Annotated in this window: 16 protein-coding genes; 2 read left to right on the forward strand and 14 right to left on the reverse strand. The window is 44.2% G+C overall.

What is annotated here, in order from left to right; translation table 11 throughout:
* Positions 1-59: 59 nt before the first annotated feature.
* On the forward strand, positions 60-1,463 hold the full coding sequence (locus ASN18_RS11710) for a putative glycoside hydrolase (RefSeq protein ID WP_085052949.1): 1,404 nt from the start codon (positions 60-62) through the stop codon (positions 1,461-1,463).
* Here ASN18_RS11710 and ASN18_RS11715 read toward each other — a convergent pair.
* Complete coding sequence (locus ASN18_RS11715) at positions 1,430-2,791, reverse strand: cobyrinic acid a,c-diamide synthase CobB (protein ID WP_236861706.1); 1,362 nt, start codon at positions 2,789-2,791, stop codon at positions 1,430-1,432. The two genes, ASN18_RS11710 and ASN18_RS11715, sit on opposite strands and share 34 nt — an antisense overlap.
* Positions 2,788-4,410 carry a SagB/ThcOx family dehydrogenase gene (locus tag ASN18_RS11720; protein WP_085052932.1) on the reverse strand — a complete coding sequence of 541 codons (1,623 nt, stop codon included), beginning with the start codon at positions 4,408-4,410 and terminating at the stop codon, positions 2,788-2,790. Before ASN18_RS11720 ends, ASN18_RS11715 begins: the two co-directional genes overlap by 4 nt.
* 213 nt (positions 4,411-4,623) lie before the next feature.
* Between ASN18_RS11720 and ASN18_RS11725 the strand changes: the two genes are divergently transcribed.
* The gene (locus ASN18_RS11725; RefSeq protein WP_236861707.1) at positions 4,624-6,033 is read left to right on the forward strand and encodes a lytic transglycosylase domain-containing protein; all 1,410 of its coding nucleotides are present in this window, start codon (positions 4,624-4,626) and stop codon (positions 6,031-6,033) included.
* Positions 6,034-6,051: 18 nt separating this feature from the next.
* On the opposite strand, the gene ASN18_RS11730 is transcribed toward ASN18_RS11725, so the two are convergent.
* The 12 genes from ASN18_RS11730 to ASN18_RS11785 all read right to left on the reverse strand — a co-directional run bounded on the left by ASN18_RS11730 (position 6,052) and on the right by ASN18_RS11785 (position 19,480).
* A complete protein-coding gene (locus tag ASN18_RS11730) occupies positions 6,052-7,065 on the reverse strand; it encodes a hypothetical protein (RefSeq protein ID WP_085052934.1) in 1,014 nt (337 codons plus the stop codon).
* A 67-nt stretch (positions 7,066-7,132) separates the two neighbouring features.
* Positions 7,133-8,050, reverse strand: coding sequence for a DUF3800 domain-containing protein (locus ASN18_RS11735; RefSeq protein WP_157072958.1), 918 nt, complete (start codon positions 8,048-8,050; stop codon positions 7,133-7,135).
* A gap of 151 nt (positions 8,051-8,201) precedes the next feature.
* Positions 8,202-9,308: a glycosyltransferase gene (locus tag ASN18_RS11740; protein WP_085052936.1), complete on the reverse strand. Its 1,107-nt coding sequence runs from the start codon at positions 9,306-9,308 to the stop codon at positions 8,202-8,204.
* The gene (locus ASN18_RS11745) at positions 9,301-10,467 is read right to left on the reverse strand and encodes a glycosyltransferase (RefSeq protein ID WP_085052937.1); all 1,167 of its coding nucleotides are present in this window, start codon (positions 10,465-10,467) and stop codon (positions 9,301-9,303) included. The genes ASN18_RS11740 and ASN18_RS11745 overlap by 8 nt, the downstream gene beginning before the upstream one ends.
* Positions 10,468-10,471: 4 nt before the next feature.
* Positions 10,472-11,869, reverse strand: a complete 1,398-nt coding sequence (locus ASN18_RS11750) for an O-antigen ligase family protein (RefSeq protein WP_085052938.1) — start codon at positions 11,867-11,869, stop codon at positions 10,472-10,474.
* Positions 11,866-12,882: a sugar transferase gene (locus tag ASN18_RS11755; protein WP_085052939.1), complete on the reverse strand. Its 1,017-nt coding sequence runs from the start codon at positions 12,880-12,882 to the stop codon at positions 11,866-11,868. Before ASN18_RS11755 ends, ASN18_RS11750 begins: the two co-directional genes overlap by 4 nt.
* Positions 12,883-13,011: 129 nt before the next feature.
* On the reverse strand, positions 13,012-15,153 hold the full coding sequence (locus ASN18_RS11760) for a Wzz/FepE/Etk N-terminal domain-containing protein (protein ID WP_085052940.1): 2,142 nt from the start codon (positions 15,151-15,153) through the stop codon (positions 13,012-13,014).
* Between the two features lie 14 nt (positions 15,154-15,167).
* Positions 15,168-16,340, reverse strand: a complete 1,173-nt coding sequence (locus ASN18_RS11765) for a polysaccharide biosynthesis/export family protein (RefSeq protein ID WP_085052941.1) — start codon at positions 16,338-16,340, stop codon at positions 15,168-15,170.
* Positions 16,333-16,977, reverse strand: coding sequence for a CpsD/CapB family tyrosine-protein kinase (locus ASN18_RS11770; RefSeq protein ID WP_085052942.1), 645 nt, complete (start codon positions 16,975-16,977; stop codon positions 16,333-16,335). Before ASN18_RS11770 ends, ASN18_RS11765 begins: the two co-directional genes overlap by 8 nt.
* A gap of 307 nt (positions 16,978-17,284) precedes the next feature.
* A complete protein-coding gene (locus tag ASN18_RS11775; protein ID WP_085052943.1) occupies positions 17,285-18,223 on the reverse strand; it encodes a glycosyltransferase family 2 protein in 939 nt (312 codons plus the stop codon).
* Positions 18,224-18,245: 22 nt separating this feature from the next.
* Positions 18,246-18,494, reverse strand: a complete 249-nt coding sequence (locus ASN18_RS11780) for a hypothetical protein (protein WP_085052944.1) — start codon at positions 18,492-18,494, stop codon at positions 18,246-18,248.
* Positions 18,491-19,480 carry a polysaccharide deacetylase family protein gene (locus tag ASN18_RS11785; protein WP_085052945.1) on the reverse strand — a complete coding sequence of 330 codons (990 nt, stop codon included), beginning with the start codon at positions 19,478-19,480 and terminating at the stop codon, positions 18,491-18,493. Before ASN18_RS11785 ends, ASN18_RS11780 begins: the two co-directional genes overlap by 4 nt.
* Between the last annotated feature and the right edge of the window lie 181 nt (positions 19,481-19,661).

Here is a 19,661-nt window from a genome sequence, read left to right on the forward strand (position 1 = left end):
TCTAAATAGGTGACAGGAGATGCCAGGAGATGCCAGGAGATGCCAGGAGATGCCAGGAGATGAATAAGATGAAACCAGTAGTCAGGTATTTTGCAGCAACACTGTTTTGCGTAGCGCTTTTATTTAACGGGGCATACGCGCAGGATGTTAAGGTTATCGATTCCATGTCAAAAAAAGCAATTAAAAATGCTACCGTACAGGTAGACAACACTACACTTGTGACCAACGAAGTCGGCATAGCCGCTTTAAATGTCCCATTATCACCGTCAAGCAAAATATCTGCAAAATCTCCGGGATACACAAGGACTGAGGTTGCCCCTTCGCAGGGTACTGCGGCAATTGAGATACCTCTGAGACCGTTTGAACCGAAGGCCCTTTATTTATCCATGTACGGTGTGTCCAGTAAGAAACTGCGAAACGCCGCCCTGAAACTCATTGAAGAAACAGAAATCAATGCACTCGTTATTGACGTAAAAAGCGACTGGGGTGTGCTGAACTACAAGAGTTCCATCCCGCTTGCCGCTGAAATCGGCGGACAAAAAGTGATACTTGTTAAAGACTTAAAAGAGATGGTCAAGACTTATAAAGATAAAGGCATATATATGATAGCTCGAATTGTTGTATTTAAGGACAAACCGTTGGCAGAGGCACGGCGTGACCTTGCAGTAAAGACTCAGAGCGGAGACCTCTGGCGTGACAAGGAAAAACTCGCATGGGTTGATCCTTTCAGAAAAGAGGTATGGGACTACAATATTGATGTAGCTATTGAGGCCGCAAAGAGCGGATTTGATGAAATACAGTTTGATTACGTGCGGTTTCCCGATTCGTTAAAACCAAAGTTTTCCAAGCCAAGCACTGAGGAGGCCAGAGTGAAGGCAATCACCGGGTTTCTTCAGGAGGCCAAGAGAAGGCTTGCCCCCTATAATGTATACATTGGCGCAGACATCTTTGGCTACGTATGCTGGAACAAAGATGATACGCAAATTGGCCAGAAACTCGAAGAACTCGCCGGTGTCCCAGACTACCTGTCACCAATGCTTTATCCATCGGGGTTTCAGTATGGAATCCCCGGCTACAAGAATCCTGTCCAAAATCCTAATAAAATAGTCTATCTGTCGCTTAAGAGGGCACAGGAGCGCACTCAACTACCTCCAAATCGTTTTAGGCCCTGGATACAGGCATTCAGGGATTATGCCTGGGACAGGAGGTTCTTCAAAGGAGAGCCGCTTAGGGAGCAGATAAAGGCTGCTGAACAGTTTGGCTCTCACGGCTGGATGCTCTGGAATCCTCAGAACAACTACTATCCTGAAGGATTAAGGCAAAAGTCCTCGCAGACAGCGCAAGCCCCCGTTCAGGCGGCGCCACCAGCCATGCAGGCGGCAGCACCTGCTAATCAGGCGTTGGCAGTCTCCCCCAACCGTCCGGCAGCTCAAGCGGTAACCCCGGTAGCTGCTGCTAAATAAAAGGAACCGGCTATGTTCGGACTGCTTGCAAAGTGCAGGTGTACGTAACCGGCTGAACAGTTTCTTACCCTGTAGCCTGCTGTACCCTCGCGGCTTTCATATATGGTTTCGACAGAGGTCGGCATCGCCTCCATAGCTGAGTAGTGGAACTCATGCCCCCGTAGTATATCGCCATTTTTCCCTATGATTGAATCTGATGTGAGGGTAACCTCTCTGTAACCAAGTTTAGCCCTTTTGTTAGCCATTTTTGTTTTTATAGGGAAAATACCGGTCATCGGAAAGAACCTCCCATTGAGGTCAATAATGCCTTCAGTGAGATACATGAATCCGCCACACTCGCCGTATATTGCCCCTCCCTTGATGGCAAAATCCCTTATGGAGTGAATCATATCCATGTTGGAGGAGAGCCTTTCGGCGTGGAGTTCTGGATAGCCGCCGCCAAGATAGACCGCCCCGGTGCCTTCGGGGATTTTGTCGTCGTTTAGGGGGCTGAAAAAGACTATCTCTGCCCCGGCGCGGCGCAGGTAGTCGAAATTGTCTTCGTAATAAAAACAAAAGGCATTGTCTCTGGCAACAGCTATGCGTGGTGTGTGCTGTGGCGGAGATGGCGTTGGTATAATTGGAATATCGAAAGTTACGGCCGCTGAGACCTCTGAGCAATTGAGCAGGCCTTCGATATTGATGGTGCTACTGGCGGCTTCCGCAAGTTTTTTAGTGAACTCGGCGCTTATTACACCGTCTTCGGCTGTGTAAAGGCCAAGGTGACGCTCAGGTATGCGAATTTCAGTGTCAACGGGGAGGCAGCCAAGTACACGGCAGTTGCAGTGTGTCTCAATGGCCTCTTTAATCCTCGTGTAGTGCCTCACGCTTCCTGTCCTGTTAAGGATGACGCCTGCAAGCGTAAGGTCGGGGTCAAATGCCTCTATCCCTTTGACAAGAGCTGCTGCGGTCTCGGCAGTCCCCCGCACGTCAAGGGTGATAACTACGGGAAGGCAGAGGAGTTTTGCAGTTTCAGCAGCCGAGGCTGCCCCTCCGTCAAACACTCCCATGGCACCCTCTATGATACACACATCGGCGCCGTGTGATTTCTCAGTAAATATGTGCCTGACATAGTTGTCGCCGCACATCCATCTGTCAAGATTCCACGAGTTTGTGCCGGTAAGTGCGCGGTGCAGGCCTGGGTCAATAAAGTCAGGGCCCGTCTTAAACGGCTGCACACGTAGACCTTGCTGAGTAAGGGCGGCCATCAGGGCAAGGGCTGTTGTTGTCTTCCCGGCGCCGCTTTGCAGGGCTGAGATAACAAACGCAGACTTAGATGGTATCATCATTTCAAATGATAATATGGGGGAAGTGTGGTAAGCCTTTTGTCATCAAGGGCATTGCCTATGGTAAAATTATAGAGGCATTGGTAGTAGTTGTCCTGAAGTCCAAGCAGGTTATGTACCTCATCATCGAAAAAACACCCTATCCCAGTGCCTCTGAAGCCGCGTGCTTCAGCTTCAAGATAGAGCATCTGACCAATCATACCAGCCTCCCCAAAAAGCCGCCGGTACATGTAGGGGGTATCGCTAACTATATCTGCAAACCTTGAAATCATTGAAATAGAAAACACCCCGTCACCGGCTATATCCTGACCACAGGAAATCATGGCAGCGACATTTATGAAATCCCCTCTCTGAAGCAAATAAAGCGGCGCGCTTGTCTCTTCCCACAGGAAGTCAGCCGACATACGCTGCTTCATCCCGGAAATTTCACTGTCATCTCTTGCAAACAGATATATTCCCTGAGGCAAGCCCATAACCCTGTGGACATATACGAGCAAATGGACAAACACGGCCCCTTCGACTGGATATATGTCGGAATTAAAAGGCAGCGATGTCGGCAGTGTCCTGTTCAGTATGGACAGGAACACATCAAACGGCATATTTGTCTTACCATCGTACCTTTGACCGCTTCTCCTGGTACGTATTACATGGGAGGCCATCTTCAAAGTGACAGAAACCCTTGTCTCTTTTGTGATATACGCGGCCTTTAGAAATTCTGTTGCAGGTTTTTCAGTAGCGGTGGATATATCTTTTATAATCTCCCAGGGAATGTGTGTTTTGCTTAACCGGTTTGGTGTACCTGCAAAGTGTTGGCACTTTAAGTGTTCGATGATTTCATCGGGCAAGCGCCGGGGGATTTCCGCTTCGGTATGTTCATGTATGAAAAGAAGTGTCTCAGGTATTTCTTCCTCATATTCTATCCACTGGGTTTTGCCTAACCCCAGTACTGCTGCTATATCCGAACAGGACATACCGGAGAGTACCGTGGCCTTCAAGCCAAAAACACTTGCAGATACTGACATTGCAGCAACGGCATGACCAATATCAAGACAAGTGTATCTGAAGGCCCGCTCACCATACTTCCACGCTTCTCGCCAGTGTATTGAGCTCAAAGCCACAAAAAAACCTCTAACGGGGAAGAAATCCTTTGCTGTCTTCCACGCTGTAGTATCTATCCCAGCCCTCTTTTCAAAGAGATGGAAATAAGGGTTGTAGTGATACAGTGCCGCAGAATTCTCCGAAACGGGCATCAGCACGTATGTCTCTTCGGCGTGCAGATTGCCGCTTGATGGGTTTATACGCAACGCCCACGTGCTGCCTCCATAGGACTTCCACGCGGCAAGAGAAAGAGAAAGTTCCAAAAAGTTGGCAGCAGTTGAAAGCGATATCCCTTTTGAGGGCAAGTGCCGCTGGAAAATCTCATCGTATAAAACATCTGGTTCTTTTTCCAGAAAAGGCAGCTTTAAAACCTCTGCCCCATCAAAACTCCGCAATGGCACAGGCTCGTTTTCCCAATCCATGTATCCTGGGGACTTTGCATACCGCCCTGCCTTGTGCTTGGTTACCTCATGGTAATAAAAGATATCCAATATTACCCCCCTAATGTTTTCAACTTCAATCATAAAATACCTTAGATGATAAAGGCAACTGGCAGGGCAAGGGCATTTGAGAAATGTGGGTGTTTAACTTATATCGCTTCTCTATATCATGTATAGGGCATAAATACCAGATGCCTCAAAATAATTGCTTGACAAAAACAAGCTAATTATGTAAAGGTTTATATGGCCGTTTTCGCCAAACATATATTTTTTCGGCCTTATATAAGGAGGGACTTTATGACAATTACTGCTGCATACAGGGCGGCATTCTTATTTTTGCTGTTGCTGCTTTTACCTGCGAAGACTGATGCCTTAATAAATGCTGTTGATGATACAGAAGGAAAGAGCGAAACACCAGGCACAATGCAAGACAATCTGATGCACCGCAGCGTAAGTGACCTGTCCACTAAGGGTGTCACTTATTCTGAATCAGTAAGGGAACGTTCTTATATTATGGCGCCGCTGCACCCGCCTCCAGAGCAGGAAGACAACGATGGCTCAATTAAGAAAGAGGAAATGCTCTCACACAAAGGATTCAAAAGACTTACTCAGTATGACAACGACACCAATGCCGCAGAAGCAATCTCAGCACAGTTGACATTCTTTGCTGACACGATAAAAAAGAAATTTAACCAATGGCTGGTTAAAGGCTCAAAGTACCTGCCGCTTATGAAAAAAATCCTAAATCAGCATAATTTACCGGAGGAACTTGTCTATTTGCCACTGATAGAGAGCGGCTATAATAATTTTGCAAAGTCACCGGCTCAGGCAGCCGGTCCATGGCAGTTCATAGCAGCAACGGCACGTGATTATAATTTAAAAGTGGACTTTTGGGTCGATGAGAGGCAGGATCCAATAAAATCCACCTACGCGGCATCGAAATATCTCCGATTTCTCTTCGAGAAGTTCGGCACATGGGACTTGGCACTAGCGGCATATAACGCCGGTGAGATTAAAATAGAAAAGGCATTAAAAATGGCGAACACAGACAGCTACTGGACCCTTATCACTACAGGGCTTATTGCAAGGGAGACAAAACTCTTCGTGCCAAAATTTATAGCGGCAAAAGAGATAGCCATTGACCCTGAGAGGTATGGCTTTAGCGATATTGAATATGATACCCCGCTTGAATATGACATTGTAATAGTCAAGCCACCGGCTACAATAAGTTTTATCGCCAAGGCAGCCAGTACCTCAACAATGAAAATAAGGGAGCTCAATCCTGAGTTAAAACAGTGGTGCATTCCTCCCGATGTGCCGAAATACAGATTGAGAGTGCCTCATGGCATGAAGGATGAGTTCAGGCTGATATATGAAAACACACCTGAGCATCAGCGTTATCAGCTTGATATGTATCGGGTAAGAAAGGCTGACTCGATAAAGAAAATCTCAAAGAGGTTAAATGTGCCTCAGGACATACTGGCGCAGATAAATGGGAAATCAGTAAGCACAAAACTCAAAGAAGGGACATACATGTATCTGCCCCCATCGGATATAAAACACAGTAAATCCGAACTGAAAGACGTAAAGCACAAGGACGTAAAGCACAAAGACTTGAAGCGCCATGACTCTAAGCGTAATGCCGTAAAGCCTAAGCACAAAGTCGTAAAACATAATGCGTCTAAGCACAAAGGTGCAAAGACGTAGGCGAGATATGACCGCCAGTTATTTAATAATCGGCTCGCCTGTATAAACTATGCGAAACTGGTTCGTTGGTATTTTCTCGATATTTTTGTAAAAACCGGGGAATAAGCCATTCCACTTTTTTTGGTTTTCATCGGAGTCAGGGGCAAGGAGCTGCGCCTGAACTGCCATTGCACCGCCGTTGTCGCCGAGGTACATGCCATATTTTTGCAGCGCCCTTGCAACTATCTTTCCTTCATTGTTTAACCCCCAACTGTCGAAATCCTTCTCAGTAAGGGCCGGGTCAAGTTGAAAGCGCATCCCTTCTATTGGATATTCAACACCCTTAACAGCCCCGTCGCTTCTGGCCGCTGGTGATATAAAAATTGCGTCTCCAGTGTCTGGTTTCCTGTTTTTGGGGAATGTAAATACCATTGCGTGTCTGATCTCACCGTGTTTGATCTCCTCTGGACGGATAAGTCCGGCAATCAGCGGAAATCCTGACCCTCGTCCCCCTATAAGGAACCATCGCTTACTGCCCTTAGGGTCACCGATGCCAGTGCCTTTCAGGTCCCAGATATTAAATGTATTTGAGCGCGGCATATCGTCGTCTTTTCTCCATTTGTAGACAGACATCTCCCATGAACGCCCTGCCACAGGGTCAACAATGCAGATATGACCGTCAGCAGTAGCTTCTCCCCACATCTCCCTTGTCACTGGGATTTCCACATCGCTGATACCGGCCCTGTCCTTGTCCCATGTATCGAATATTTTTGTACTTTTGACCTTTGTCTGCGGGGTTGTTTTTGAATCGACAACCCACACGGGGATTGCAAATTGTTTAGCCAAACGAATGTTCTTTGCCTCGGAGACAATGGTTTTCATAATTATCTCAGAATTGGGATGTGTCTTTGCATCGGTTGGTATTGGCTTATTCCACGGTGAATCGTCAGAAAAAGGACGCCAGTCCCCCGGCAGACTTCCCTGCTCCAGTGCAATAGAAACACCCTGAGTTAATAGTAAAATCAACAGCATCAAAATAGCTTTTCTGACCATACTCTACCCCCTTGTACTCAATTGTAGTCAAATTTGCATCTAACCTTCAGGTATTTCCACCGGTTATTCAAGTCCTAAAAATTTTACTTCCATTTTTATGTCCTAACGGGTCGCTAACCGTAATACCTCCTAACGTGCGGTCTGAGCCCTGAAATCTGTACTGTAATATTTCAAGCCTCACCCCAAACCTTTGTCGAATACTTAAGTATTGTGGATGATGATGTGTAGTATTTATTAGATAACCTGAACAATAAACAGTTGTAGAAATCGGGAAAATTATAGCTGACACAAGTAAATCGGCTAATTGTAGACCAGCATGGTTATCACTATGTCCAAATACCGGTACTTCCAGTATACGGTCATATGCATCACCTCTATATCTATATTTTTGAGTAAATACTGAATGAGAAACAATTGTATTTCCTCCTTTATCGCGACTATCAGCTATAATGACACCATTGGTATTCTTATCTAATAAAAATGACTGGAACCAAGCTGCTATATGTTGAATCGAAGAGGTATAAACAGACTTTCCTGTAAAAGCATTGAAACCAAAAGGCTTTATCCAAACACGGCCTATAATTTTTGCATTATATTTCTCTAATAATCTTATGATTTCATCAATAAATTTTAAAGCATGTCTATTCTGATTTCGGGTTCCTTTTATAAGTTTCCTAACATCACTTCCCTTGATCTCTTTTATCATACAATCCAAATCAAGTAGTCCAGAAAATAATCTTTTGAAAAAGTGCTTTTTTATATTTAAAAAATCATATGTTAGAGCGTGTATACATTCCTGCTCCATTATAATACCACTGATAACAAAAGCTGGCTGGATAGATGAGCTAGCATCCGGTAATCCACCTGTACAACCTGCTTCATCTACATAACAAATATACAAATCCCCACCATAAACAACTAAAGCCACCATAAAAGTGGCTTTAGGATCTGCCGCCTGGGTAACTACCCAGTTCGACTGGTACACCTGTTCTGATTTAATTATATATAATAAATATTGTATTTGTCAAGCTCTTTTTATTCTACAAACTTTCCCCTGTCAGGACATCCCTGCTCCCGTTAAAACTTTGCCCTTGTTTGCACAGACAAATTATGCCGCCTAATTTTTAAACTCATTTTTACGACAAACCATAGACTTCCAGCATGAGCCTGTGCATCGATTCTATTGAAAATCTATTTTTAACAAGTGCATATCCGGCCATGCCCATATGCTTACTCTCCTGTGGCTTTTCCATTACATACCTTATCCCTTCCACAAGTCCTGGGACGTTCTCCGGCTTCACTAAAACCGCTGTCTCCATGTTCTTTAGAAAATGCGCTATACCCCCAACGCCCGATGCCACTATTGGCAGTCCAACGGCACATGCCTCCAGAAGTGCATAGGGCAGCCCTTCAGACAGCGACGGCATACAAAACACATCAGCCATTGGCAGCAGCGCCTCAACATCAGTGCGAAATCCAACCAGCCGTATCTCGTTTGCCATACCCAGCGCCGTTATCCGCTCTTTTAATGTCTCTTCGTACCGCCCCTCGCCAATAATCAGACATTTTACTGACTTACCGGCTTTACGAAGTTCGCTGACGGCTTCTATTAAGTATACATGCCCCTTTACCGGCTCAAGACGCCCTACGCTGATTATGACAAAATCGTCTTTACTCAAACCGAAGGCAGCCCTATGTTTTTCCCTGAGCGCCCCTGCACGGCCTGTCTCAGGTATTGATATACCGTTAGGGCTCAACGTTATCCTGCGCGCCCCAAGACCAGTGAGATATATGCTTACCGCCTCTGATACAGACAAAAATGCAGTATCAAAAACTATGTTCAGCTTTAGAATCAGCTCATACAGCACCTTCCTTATACCCTTTTCCGTGTGTCCGTAGCTGCTGTGGACTGTGCATATTATCAGCGGTGTGCGGGCAAAAAGCGCTGCAAGCAGCCCCCAAAGCTGTGACTGTGGATTATGGGCATCAACAACGCTGAATCCCCCTTTTTTAATTATATTATAAATACTGAAAAGAATGAAGGGGTTTGCCTTGCTCTGAGAAAGAGGAAATGTATTAAGACCCCGTTCCTGAAGTTTTTGCTGAAGCGGGGTGTCTTTCAATGTTACAACACCGTATTGGCATTTGCCGTGCAGAAGAGCTGCCGTCTCTATAACCCTAACCTCCGCACCCCCAAAGCGCAGCGACAGCGCAATGATAAGAACAGACGGCTTATCAGTCATTTTTTATAGGTACCCATTTGACAACCTCTTTGCCTCTTAAATAATCTATCACCCCCAGCAGGGTACCATAGTTTCCTAGTGTAAAATAAAATGCAACTGAAAATAAGCGCGTTATCAGCTTTATTTTTCTGATTTTTGACAACACCACAAGATAAACAATATTGGAGAGATAAAATACGGCCTGAAGGCCAAAAAATATTGCATAGTACACATGCACCCTTGCCAGCAGCAAAGAACTCATAAACAGGGTGATTAAAAAGACCGGAAGCAAACGCCGCACTATTTTATTGACAAAAAGATTTATTGAGTACAATCCAAAATTAAACGGGTTTAACAACTCTTTGTACATGGCAATTCCTCTTAGACTTGTGGTCACTATCCTTTTGCGCCGTATGATTTCATGTTCAGGATTTCTTGATGGTGTACTTATCGATGCTTCAGCACCGTGTTCATAAACAAACCTGAAGCCCTGGCTTACAACAGCAAGGTTCAGAAATAAATCGTCTGTAACAGAAGGTGGAACAGTTTTGAACAGAGATTTTCTGATTGCAAATAGTTTGCCGTCATTTGATGAAATGCTTCCAGAAAGGCTCTCAATCTGTTTTATAGCGGTGTCGAAATTAACATAGTAACGCTGGGCGTCTTTGAGATTTCCAGTGTCACCGATGACACGCCGCCCCGAAACACCGCCAATATCTGGGGTGGAAAAGTTACGCATAATGACAGGTATCGCATCTTTAGACAGCATAGCGTCTGCGTCAGTAAACACAAGGATTTCCCCTTTTGCCGCCTCAACCCCAGCGTTTATTCCGGCATACTTACCAGCGTGTTCTTCAAGCCTTATAAATCTTATGCCCCTGTCCTCATAACCTTTGACTATCTCGTCTGTCTTGTCATAAGAGCCGTCTGAGACCACAATGATTTCGTAATCACAGGCTCCATAATCAAGCGATAGAGAATTATCCAGCTTTGCTGCGATGATTTTCTCTCCATTGTGTACAACTATGATCAACGACACTGAGGCGGTGTATGGCTTGAGTATGCGTCTTTTTAGGGGTTGTATCAGATAAACAAGATATACAAAGAGCGGGTTAAGAAAGAAAAATGAAATAATCGCAAATATCGAAAGTACGAAAGTCCACTTAATCACTTCTTCCACTTAATCACTTCTTCCCTGGCAGCGATAACCTGTACGTGACCTGTGAAAGCCCCAGCGAAAGCAGGAGAAACTTATGGAATGGGTCGCTGTAAATAAACAAGTATATCATCAGTACTACAAACGAAAACAAATATGTCCCGGCAAAAGATGCACCTTCAAAGTCGCCCTTGCTCAGGAAATTTTTCCTCGCGTCAATATAATTCCTTGCCGCCATCACTATAAGACATACAAAAAGCACCGCACCCAATATGCCGGTTCCAACCAGATACTCAAGATACGTATTGTGCGCGTAACGCCTGTTCGTAGAACCCTCCTTTGCAAACTTGCGGGCATATGTGGATTCACTGTAAATATCCCTGAAAGTACCAAGCCCCGTACCAATTATGGGATGCCTGTAAAATGACTCTAGCCCAACTACAAGATACGTGGAGCGTCTGTCAATGGACACATCAGCCTGTGGATTGGCAATATTCTTAAAGTGGACAATATAATTCTCCGGCAGCATCCCTACAATAAGAAATGCAGCAAGGAGTACCGCAAATACCTGCACAAAGACAAGATGCACCGCCTGCCTTTTTATGTACTTTACAAATATAACAAGCAGCACCATTAACGATATGGCAGCGCCGCCTCTGGAAAACGAAAAGATAACCGCCATAATGTTTATTGCAGCTAATCCCAGATATAATGCCTTTAATGCCGGTCTTCTGGCCCTGTCAAACAACGCAAAAAGAATCGGGAACGCAAATGTAATCATCAGCACATAGTTATTCGGGTCGGTACTGCCTCCGAGACTTCTTTTAAACTGACCGGCCTCTATCTTTTCCGCGAAAAAAGATACGTCAAACACATAACCTAAAACCCCAAAGAGCGAACTCAACGAAACACTGACCACCACTACTACGGGAAGGTAATTAAACAGTGCTTTCTTGTCTATAAAATACATGCTGATAAGGACAAATACCCCGCCAACAGCAAATAGTGCAACATCATGAAACGCAGTTGCCGGGTAAGGGGAAAACATCGAGGATATGAAGTCCACTACAAAAAGAAGGACTACAAAAGGCCATAGCCTTGATTTTAACTCATCGGGCAGATGCCGTTCCTGAAATGCCCTAAACAGCATATACAAAGTAAGAATAGCCGCCAATACCCAGTGCAGCCTTAGAAAACCCACGTCAGATACGTTTCTGTACGCGCCAAACGGAATAAGAAAGATAATCGCATAGTAAGCATAAATAGGATAACGATACGATACTGCAAGAATAATTATCAGCAGCGCCGGTACGACAGCCAGGTAATAATACGGAGTGGTCATAATGACTGCTATCGTAAGAAAAATCACAAGATATAATAGCTTCTCCAGTGGGCGTGCTGTTAGTGTTGAGATAAGTTCTCTCATATCTGGGCCACACTCTTTTGTAAAAAGTACTGGTGTATCATGTAGGCATTCAACGGAGATGCCGGCTTGTAATTAATCACATAGGCATGTTTAAAGTCTTTATCCCCTGAGTCGTATTCCTTAAATATCACGCCGCCGCAAAAGGCCGTTTTTTTCTTTTTTGAAAATATCTCAAGTTTATAAGAATATGCCTCATCATGGCTTACATGTTTGTCCGTATACATCAAAAAGGCGTCTTCGTTGATATTTACTAACACACCCTCTTCTGTAAATTGTTCGTTAGTGCCGTAGAAAACCTTGCCGTTGTCAAGATAAACCCTCTCAAGATATCTCTTGTCCTCAGTGCTTTTTCCAAGGGCATGCAATAACAGTTTCCTCCAGATTATTGGGATAATTTTCACAACAGTATACTTCACAGACAGATACGCAGTGTAAAATACCAGGATATAATCAACTAAAACATTCTGTCTTTTTGCAATATACATATTGTCAACAAGGGTACGCAGCCTCTTAGAGGTATTATGAGGCGTGAACAACTGCGAATATCCAATTAACCCGGGTTTCACCAAAAACCTCTTGTCATAGCCTTTTATATCCTTACAGAACTTCTCATATATCGCCGCACGCTCCGGTCTTGGACCTATAAACGTCATAGTGCCGTTTAAAATGTTATACAACTGTGGAAGCTCATCCAGCCTTGTCTCGCGCAGAAACCTTCCCACTTTGGTCACAATATCGCGCTGCGATGTCAAGAGTTCAGCGCCTATTATGCGCTCGGCGTCGGGCACTAATGACCGGAACTTATACATCGTGTATGGAATCTTAAATCTACCCATACGCTCACCGCGATAAAATACCGGTCCTCCGTCTGTCACTTTTATTGCGATTGATATAACTATAAAAAAAGGAGCGGCCATTACCAAAAGTAATGACGACAGTGTAATATCAAAAACAAAGCTTAATGTGGTAGAAAACGCCTTATAACCGGTTGTCACATTGAACTTAACAGCCATAGTCAACTCCCCTGTACACCATGTAATTACCAGCGACCATAAACATCCCCCATATCAATTAAGCGTATGTTCACAATCAACCATCTTAGCGGTTTTCTCTGAATAGCCTGTATCAGCCTTTGTCATATCTTACAGTCCAGCGGTCTCTGCCTTAGTGCCTACTACTAATGCTGAAATCCAGCCTTCTGTGTCATCGGCAGTTTTCACCTTAAGCCAATCCTTGCCATACGTCTCAAGGACGACTATTTTATCCCCTTTTTGGGGGTAGGCAACTATGATGGCTCGAGGTGACGGCATGGTGTGTAATTTAGCGGTATTAACCTTAACTTTAACAGAAGGCACTGTCTTATGTGAGATGGTTTTACGGCTGCCCGGTACATCTGCTGAGTTGCGCTTTTCAGTTTCCTGTAACGGGGCAGTTCTCATGCCAGACGTTTTTGTATCAGCAGATCCTTTAGCGGTTGACTGCGGTGCGGAAGCTGCTGGCGCTGCAACCGCTGTTTTTGGCTGGGTGGCGGCTTCCGCATTCAAAGAACCTGATGCTGCTGAAGATTGTGATATATTTATATGCAGGGCCTTCGATGCAGAGTCCATCATATTTATAATCTCTGTGCTGTACGAAGCTGCCACCTGAGTTCCTGTAAGGACAACAGTCATACAAAGCAAGACTATCCCACGCATGTACACTGTCCTTGTTGTAACAAACCAGTCCTTGAATATCCTGATGTATGATTTTAGGGTTGTAAACATATCAGATACCGACGTATCGGCTGATACCCCGCCTTCACCAAAAGACTTTGCCGAAGGTGGAGCTGCACCCTTGTCTGACTGTGCTGGTGCGTCGGTCATGAACGGTATAAATAAAAGCACTGGCAGATGCGCGTATTTAACTACATCTTCAGGGCTTTTGAATGTCTGGTCCATGTACTCTTTTAAGAATCCGAGGGTCATACCTGTCATTGCACCAGCGACAAGCCCTATGGGTATCAGAAGCCCAGGGATTGGAAATATTGGGCCGCTTGATGGAAAGGCCTTGCCCATCGTGCTTATCAGGAAGTTACCGGCCTCTGAAGACGACGATATTCTGGATTCTTCTTTGCGTTTAGAGAAAATATCGTAAGATGCTTTGGATATTTCTATATCCCTCTTAACGCGTTCGGTGGCAATGAGCAGCTCCTGGAGCTTTATATCCTGAGCATTAATCTTGTCGATACGCCGTTCAACGGAGTCGATTTTATCATTGGTTGTATTAAGCTGCCTTCTTACATTGTTCACATAACCTTCCACTTCTCTTCTTAAAGCTTTTGACATGTTGGTGACCTGCTCGTTAAAGAGTTTTACTTTCTCACTGTCAGGGCTGTACCTGGTTACAATAGGCCCGCCTTCGGCAACAAGCTCCTGAAGTGCCTTGCTTAAATTTGTAATGGCGTCATTGCCTTCTATAAAGGAGAAATAACTCAATTCCTTATCCTTCAGTGCATTCTCTACATATTCAATGAGGTGTTTTTTCTCCATCGCATTCTGCTTAAGGTAGTGGAGGTCCTGCTCCAGGTCCTTTTTCAGGGCAAGATTGTTCTCGATCTCCTTAGCAGGCATTATACCCTCACCCTCTTTATATAACTTTAGAAGCTCATCTTCCTTGCCTTCTATCGCCGCCCTGGTATCAGTTACCTGTTGAAGGAAAAATGACTTAGTCCCCTCAGGATTGTAAATCTGCGAGCGGTACGCTAAGAATTGATCCATCAGGGCATTCAACAAATCAACTGCGTATTGGGGGTTGTTATCTGTCAATGTTATCTTAATAACATTTGTAGTTGGGACGATAACTGTAGTTATGCTTTTTCTTATTGTGTATATCTCGCTTTCAGCTACGGTCTTGTCATTATCGCTGGCCTTAGACTTACTAAGCATCCCTGTTAGGGAAGACAGCATGGAGCGAGGCTGCTTATATTTTTTATTGTCCCTCATCCACAAAATGGTACTCTTTATGACATCAGGGGAGATGAGTATCTCCGATTCTGAGTTAAGGTCTTCTTTTGTAACAGGATGTGGGCGTATCTCCTCTCTTTCTATGGCGCTTGGGCTTTTATCTGACTTCTTTCCCTTGACCAGTATTGAACCATAGGCTGCGTAGGTCTTTGGCCACAGAAAGGACACGAGTACTGCAGAGATAAAGATCACGGCAGCCGCGGTGTAGATAATCCGCTTCTGGACAAAAAACGTTGTCAGCAGTACTCGTTTATAATCCTCTATCATACCTTCTGCTTTCATTCTATATATCCTCCTTATTTAACCGTCGTAGTTGACGTAGTAACTGTTTGACCAGTTGTCGGATCTGTAATTGAAGATGACTGACTAGTTGCAGTTTGTTGATCGGTCCTGGATGTTGATGGAGCGTTATACATGTTCCAGCCGAAGCTCCCGCCAAGCGCCCAGCCCCTGAAGAATGTTATATCTGATATGTCCTTTGCTATGTCAGCCATCTTAGAGAGTGTCCTCCTTGGGACATAGACTACGTCGTCTGGATTAAGCATCATAAGGCTAGCCCTGCTTTGGGTGCTTAACACATCGGTAAGGTCAACCGCAGTAGCGACGATTTTTTCTTTTGTCTTTCTAAGCACGATGATATTGCCAGTTTTGGCCGTTGGGAGAAAACTCTCAGAAAGGGCCAGTGCCTCTAACAGGCTTATCGGTTTTATGACAGGAAACGCGCCGGGTTTTTTGACCTCGCCAAATACGTAAACAAGAAACCCTGACTGTTTTTCTAAAAATAGATTAACGTGCAGGCCGGGAATTATCTTTTCATATTCAGCGTTTAAACCGACATTGATTTCTCTAAGTGTTTTTTTAGCCGCAAACACATCGCCAACGATTGGAAACGTAACAACTCCATCCGGCCTTACCGTAACAAGCCTGCTCAGTCCGCGCGGGGCAGTGTGCAAGTCTGCCTTGAACTCTTTCAGGGTTGATCTGAACTCCGGCACTGTGATATATAAATTAGGTTCTTTCAGTATTTTTGAGTAGAACTGCTTAAGTTCAGCAGTAAGCGCATCGGTTGTCTTCCCCATGACATAGAGTTTACCAATATATGGAAGCGTGATGGTACCGTCAGGGCGTACGGTCTGTGTTTCGTTTAACTCCGGGGCGTGAACGAACTTAACCATCACAGTATAGTCTATTTCAATTTTGAATTGCTGTGCAATTCCGGTCTCCACCTTATAGAAAACCTCAAGGATATCACCGGGCATAACACGATATTCAGGGAAGACATCGTATGAGGTATTAAATGCGGTATCGTTGTCATATCTGTTTTCAAAAACGATGTCGCCTTCAATCTCTGACTGCCCTCGGCTGCCCACAGAGGCGCAGCCAGCCGCCAGAGTTAACAAAAAAAGACAAACAAACAGGCTAACCCGTTTGTTTTTAAACCATTTTAGTGTCTGAGTAAGTCTATCCATATAGCCACCTCGGAATGTAAAATTTTCTTTTGTTCAAGACGGCGCCGATGATTTTTGCCCCGGCTGCCTCCAGTTTGCTTTTTGCCAAATCCACCACCTGCCATTTTGTCTTTTCACACTCTACTACCATAATCACTCCATCGAAGAATGTCGATAACACTGCAATGTCGGCAGAGCCCATTATGGAGGCGGAGTCGAAAATGACATAATCGCATTTACTTCTCAACTCAGCTATTTTTTCTTTTAACAGCTCTGGTTTCAAAATCTCCATTGACGAGGATGTCTTCTTACCAAATGGAATAATGGAAAGATTGTCAATCTGAGTCTGCCGCACTACTGAATTCAAACCTATCGCACCCTGAAAATAGTCCGAGATTCCCGGCGCCTCTCCCATGTTAAATATCTTATCTATTTTGGGGGCGTTCCAGGAGCCGTCGGCTAAATAGACATTGTCTTTTGCGTTGACAGCCAACGTGTAAGCCAGACTTAAAGCAGTAGTTGTCTTGCCCTCACCGTTCATGGCGCTTGTTACCATGATTGATTTAACATCCTTTGCAGCAGCAATGCTCAACAGGTTCCCTTTAAAGTTTAACAACTCCCTCCTGTTGCTGCTTATCAGCCTCTTGTAATCCACCATAATATCATGCCTCCTTTAAGCGCTTGCAGTCAAACAACTAGTAATAGCCTCAAAGAACTATGCAATAATTATACCATTAACTAATATCCAGAAGCAAGGCACAATCCCGCACCTTTGCGCGTAAGCCGTCTGAGAATATTCAACAGCAACTATTATATCGCGCCTGAAAGCTGACACCTCAGCGGCAGAAACACAGAGGTGACTATGCTAACTCACTTACAATCAAGATGCGGGATAAATTGCCGCTCAAGCCATAGGGATACGGAATAAATTACCGCATCCGCCTGTACGAATTCTCAAAGCGAATCTACTCCACAGTCTTAGTGCCGCGAACAATGACATCGTAAAAACCGCCCAACAGCCCTCGTAATTTATTGACATTATGTTTCTTTGGAGCGAAAATACAGACAAGTATGCGTGAAAGCAGGTAGCCCCAAAACGCGTAGAAAAAAAACAGCCACTCTACGGGCGACTTCTTTACGTGTGTCTTAAAGAAATAGTGTGTAAACACGACAAACATAAAAACCTCCCTGTAGCCGTTGGGTCTCATTTGCGGCGCTTCGTAGTGGTAGAGTCTGGCATGGGGGGTGTAGATTAGTTTATAGGCCTTTGATACCCTGTATGAGAAATCTTTGTCTTCACCCATGCCATAGTTAAGAAAGTGTTTAGCGTCGAATTTAAACGTATTAAACACCTCTTTTTTGAATGAGCTAACACCTCCTGAGAGGAAATCGACCTCTGTAACTTTTTTGATTTCAAACGGTGTTGTGCCAAAGCTCGTGCAAAAACCAGACGGCAGCACCCTGCCCTCTCTAACGCCTGATACCATGAAAGGGATTTCAAGTATCTTTCTTATTTTTTTGACAAGATTGAGCCTCTTATGGTTTGCAATTGCCCCGCCTACGCCTCCAACGTCTTCAGACATATTATAAATGTTCAGGATTTGTTCTATATAATCTGGGAAAAGCACGACATCGTCGTCAAAGAAAAACACTATATCTCCGGTTACAAGCTCAATCCCCTTGTTTCTTGATGCGGTGAGACCGGGTTTATCTTTTTTAAAGTACACATATTTAATGCCCGCCTGCTCACACTCTGCCTTTAGGGGCAGTTCGCTAAGGTTACCGTCATCAATGACGATTAATTCATATGGAAGCACCGTTTGGTCTAAGATTGACCTGATGCAGTTTTTCAAATCTACTGGCCTGTTATATGTAGGAATTATTATAGAGGCTTTATACTGCATAGCTATCCCCCTTTCTTAGATTTTAGTAGTTTTTTTGTCCTTCATTTAAAATCACAGCGATGATTGATCTTGTGTCGTTTACCGATCTGGTGCCAAGGTGGGCGGTGGCATAAGTAGTTATAATATTGATGAGATTCCACAATCCGTAGAGTTCCGGCGGCAGCAGCTTTGGTTTTTTTATAAAGGTATTGACGATGCCACATGCGCGCTGAAATATGTTGCTTGCAACGTACCGTGATATATTTTTTATAAGCGTCTCGTTATCTTTCATTTAGATAATGCCCTTTTTATCGACTTAAAGACAGGGTTATTCCTTATTTCGTTATAGAATATCTGGTACCAGATTTTTAACCCTGTGTCATTAAAATCTGTGAGCGCTATCCTGTGCAGGTACGCATTTGACGGCGTATAGTTGATTACCGGATAGGAGGAAAAGACTTTTTGAGCGCCGAGAGAACGAATAATGTCAATTTGTCCCTCTGAGAAAGTAGTGCCGGGCTGACCAAAGGGGAAGGCAAAGAGATTTGTATAGTTTTTGAAGGACTGCAATTTTTCTTCATTTTTCTGATAAGATTCTCTAAGCTCATCATCAGAAAGAGTTAGTGCAACGTCATGGTTATACAGATGGTTTCCATAGTAAATGTATTTGCTTTCTGAGGTCATCATAAGGTCGTCCTCAGAAGCGAATGGGCCGACAAACCTATCGACTGTGTCTTTGAAATCCTTACCGGTTTGCGAAATATAAGAGTTCACAATCTCTCTTGTGCAGTTTAGAAACAACGGGGCTATGATGGTTTCATAACCAACGGCACGTCTCAGGTATTCTTTAAAACCCTCTTCTTTTTCGCAAAGATAGGTTATGAGACCAGACTGGAATATCTCGCCGCCTGCGGGCTGAGTGTTGAGAAAAATTACAGTTGGAACCCTGTTATTTTCTATTATCCTTGCGGCATCTGAAAAAAATCCCTTCATGCCGTCGTCAAACGTAACCATAGCGGCGCGCGGGGGAATATCCCCCCTGATTAACTCATCCGGTGTAATTACATTAAAATTATTATTTATATACTTGAGTTGAAAGTCAAATACATCGGGGGGGACATTTAGCTTGTACATTTTACTGAATTCGCTTGGGGTATAAGTTATGTCGTGGTACAAAAAAACCGTTAATGCGTGATTCAGCTTAGACTTTTTAAACAGCTTGAAACATGCCCCTGCAACAGTGGCAAAACCGCCTTTCAGCATATTCTTATTGAACAACTCTGGCTCCTTAAACCATTAACAGGCTGCAAAACATGAATGTTATAGTAAGCACCCCCGCCTGATTTTGTCAACATTGGTGTTTTGCCACCAGCAATTCTCGGTGAAGGCAAGAAAGACACTGTTTATACGTATAGTGTATTAATAAGTGAAAACGATGTGGAGTCAAGGAGACCGTAAG

Source organism: Candidatus Magnetominusculus xianensis (assembly GCA_001541255.1).
GTDB lineage: Bacteria > Nitrospirota > Thermodesulfovibrionia > Thermodesulfovibrionales > Magnetobacteriaceae > Magnetominusculus > Magnetominusculus xianensis.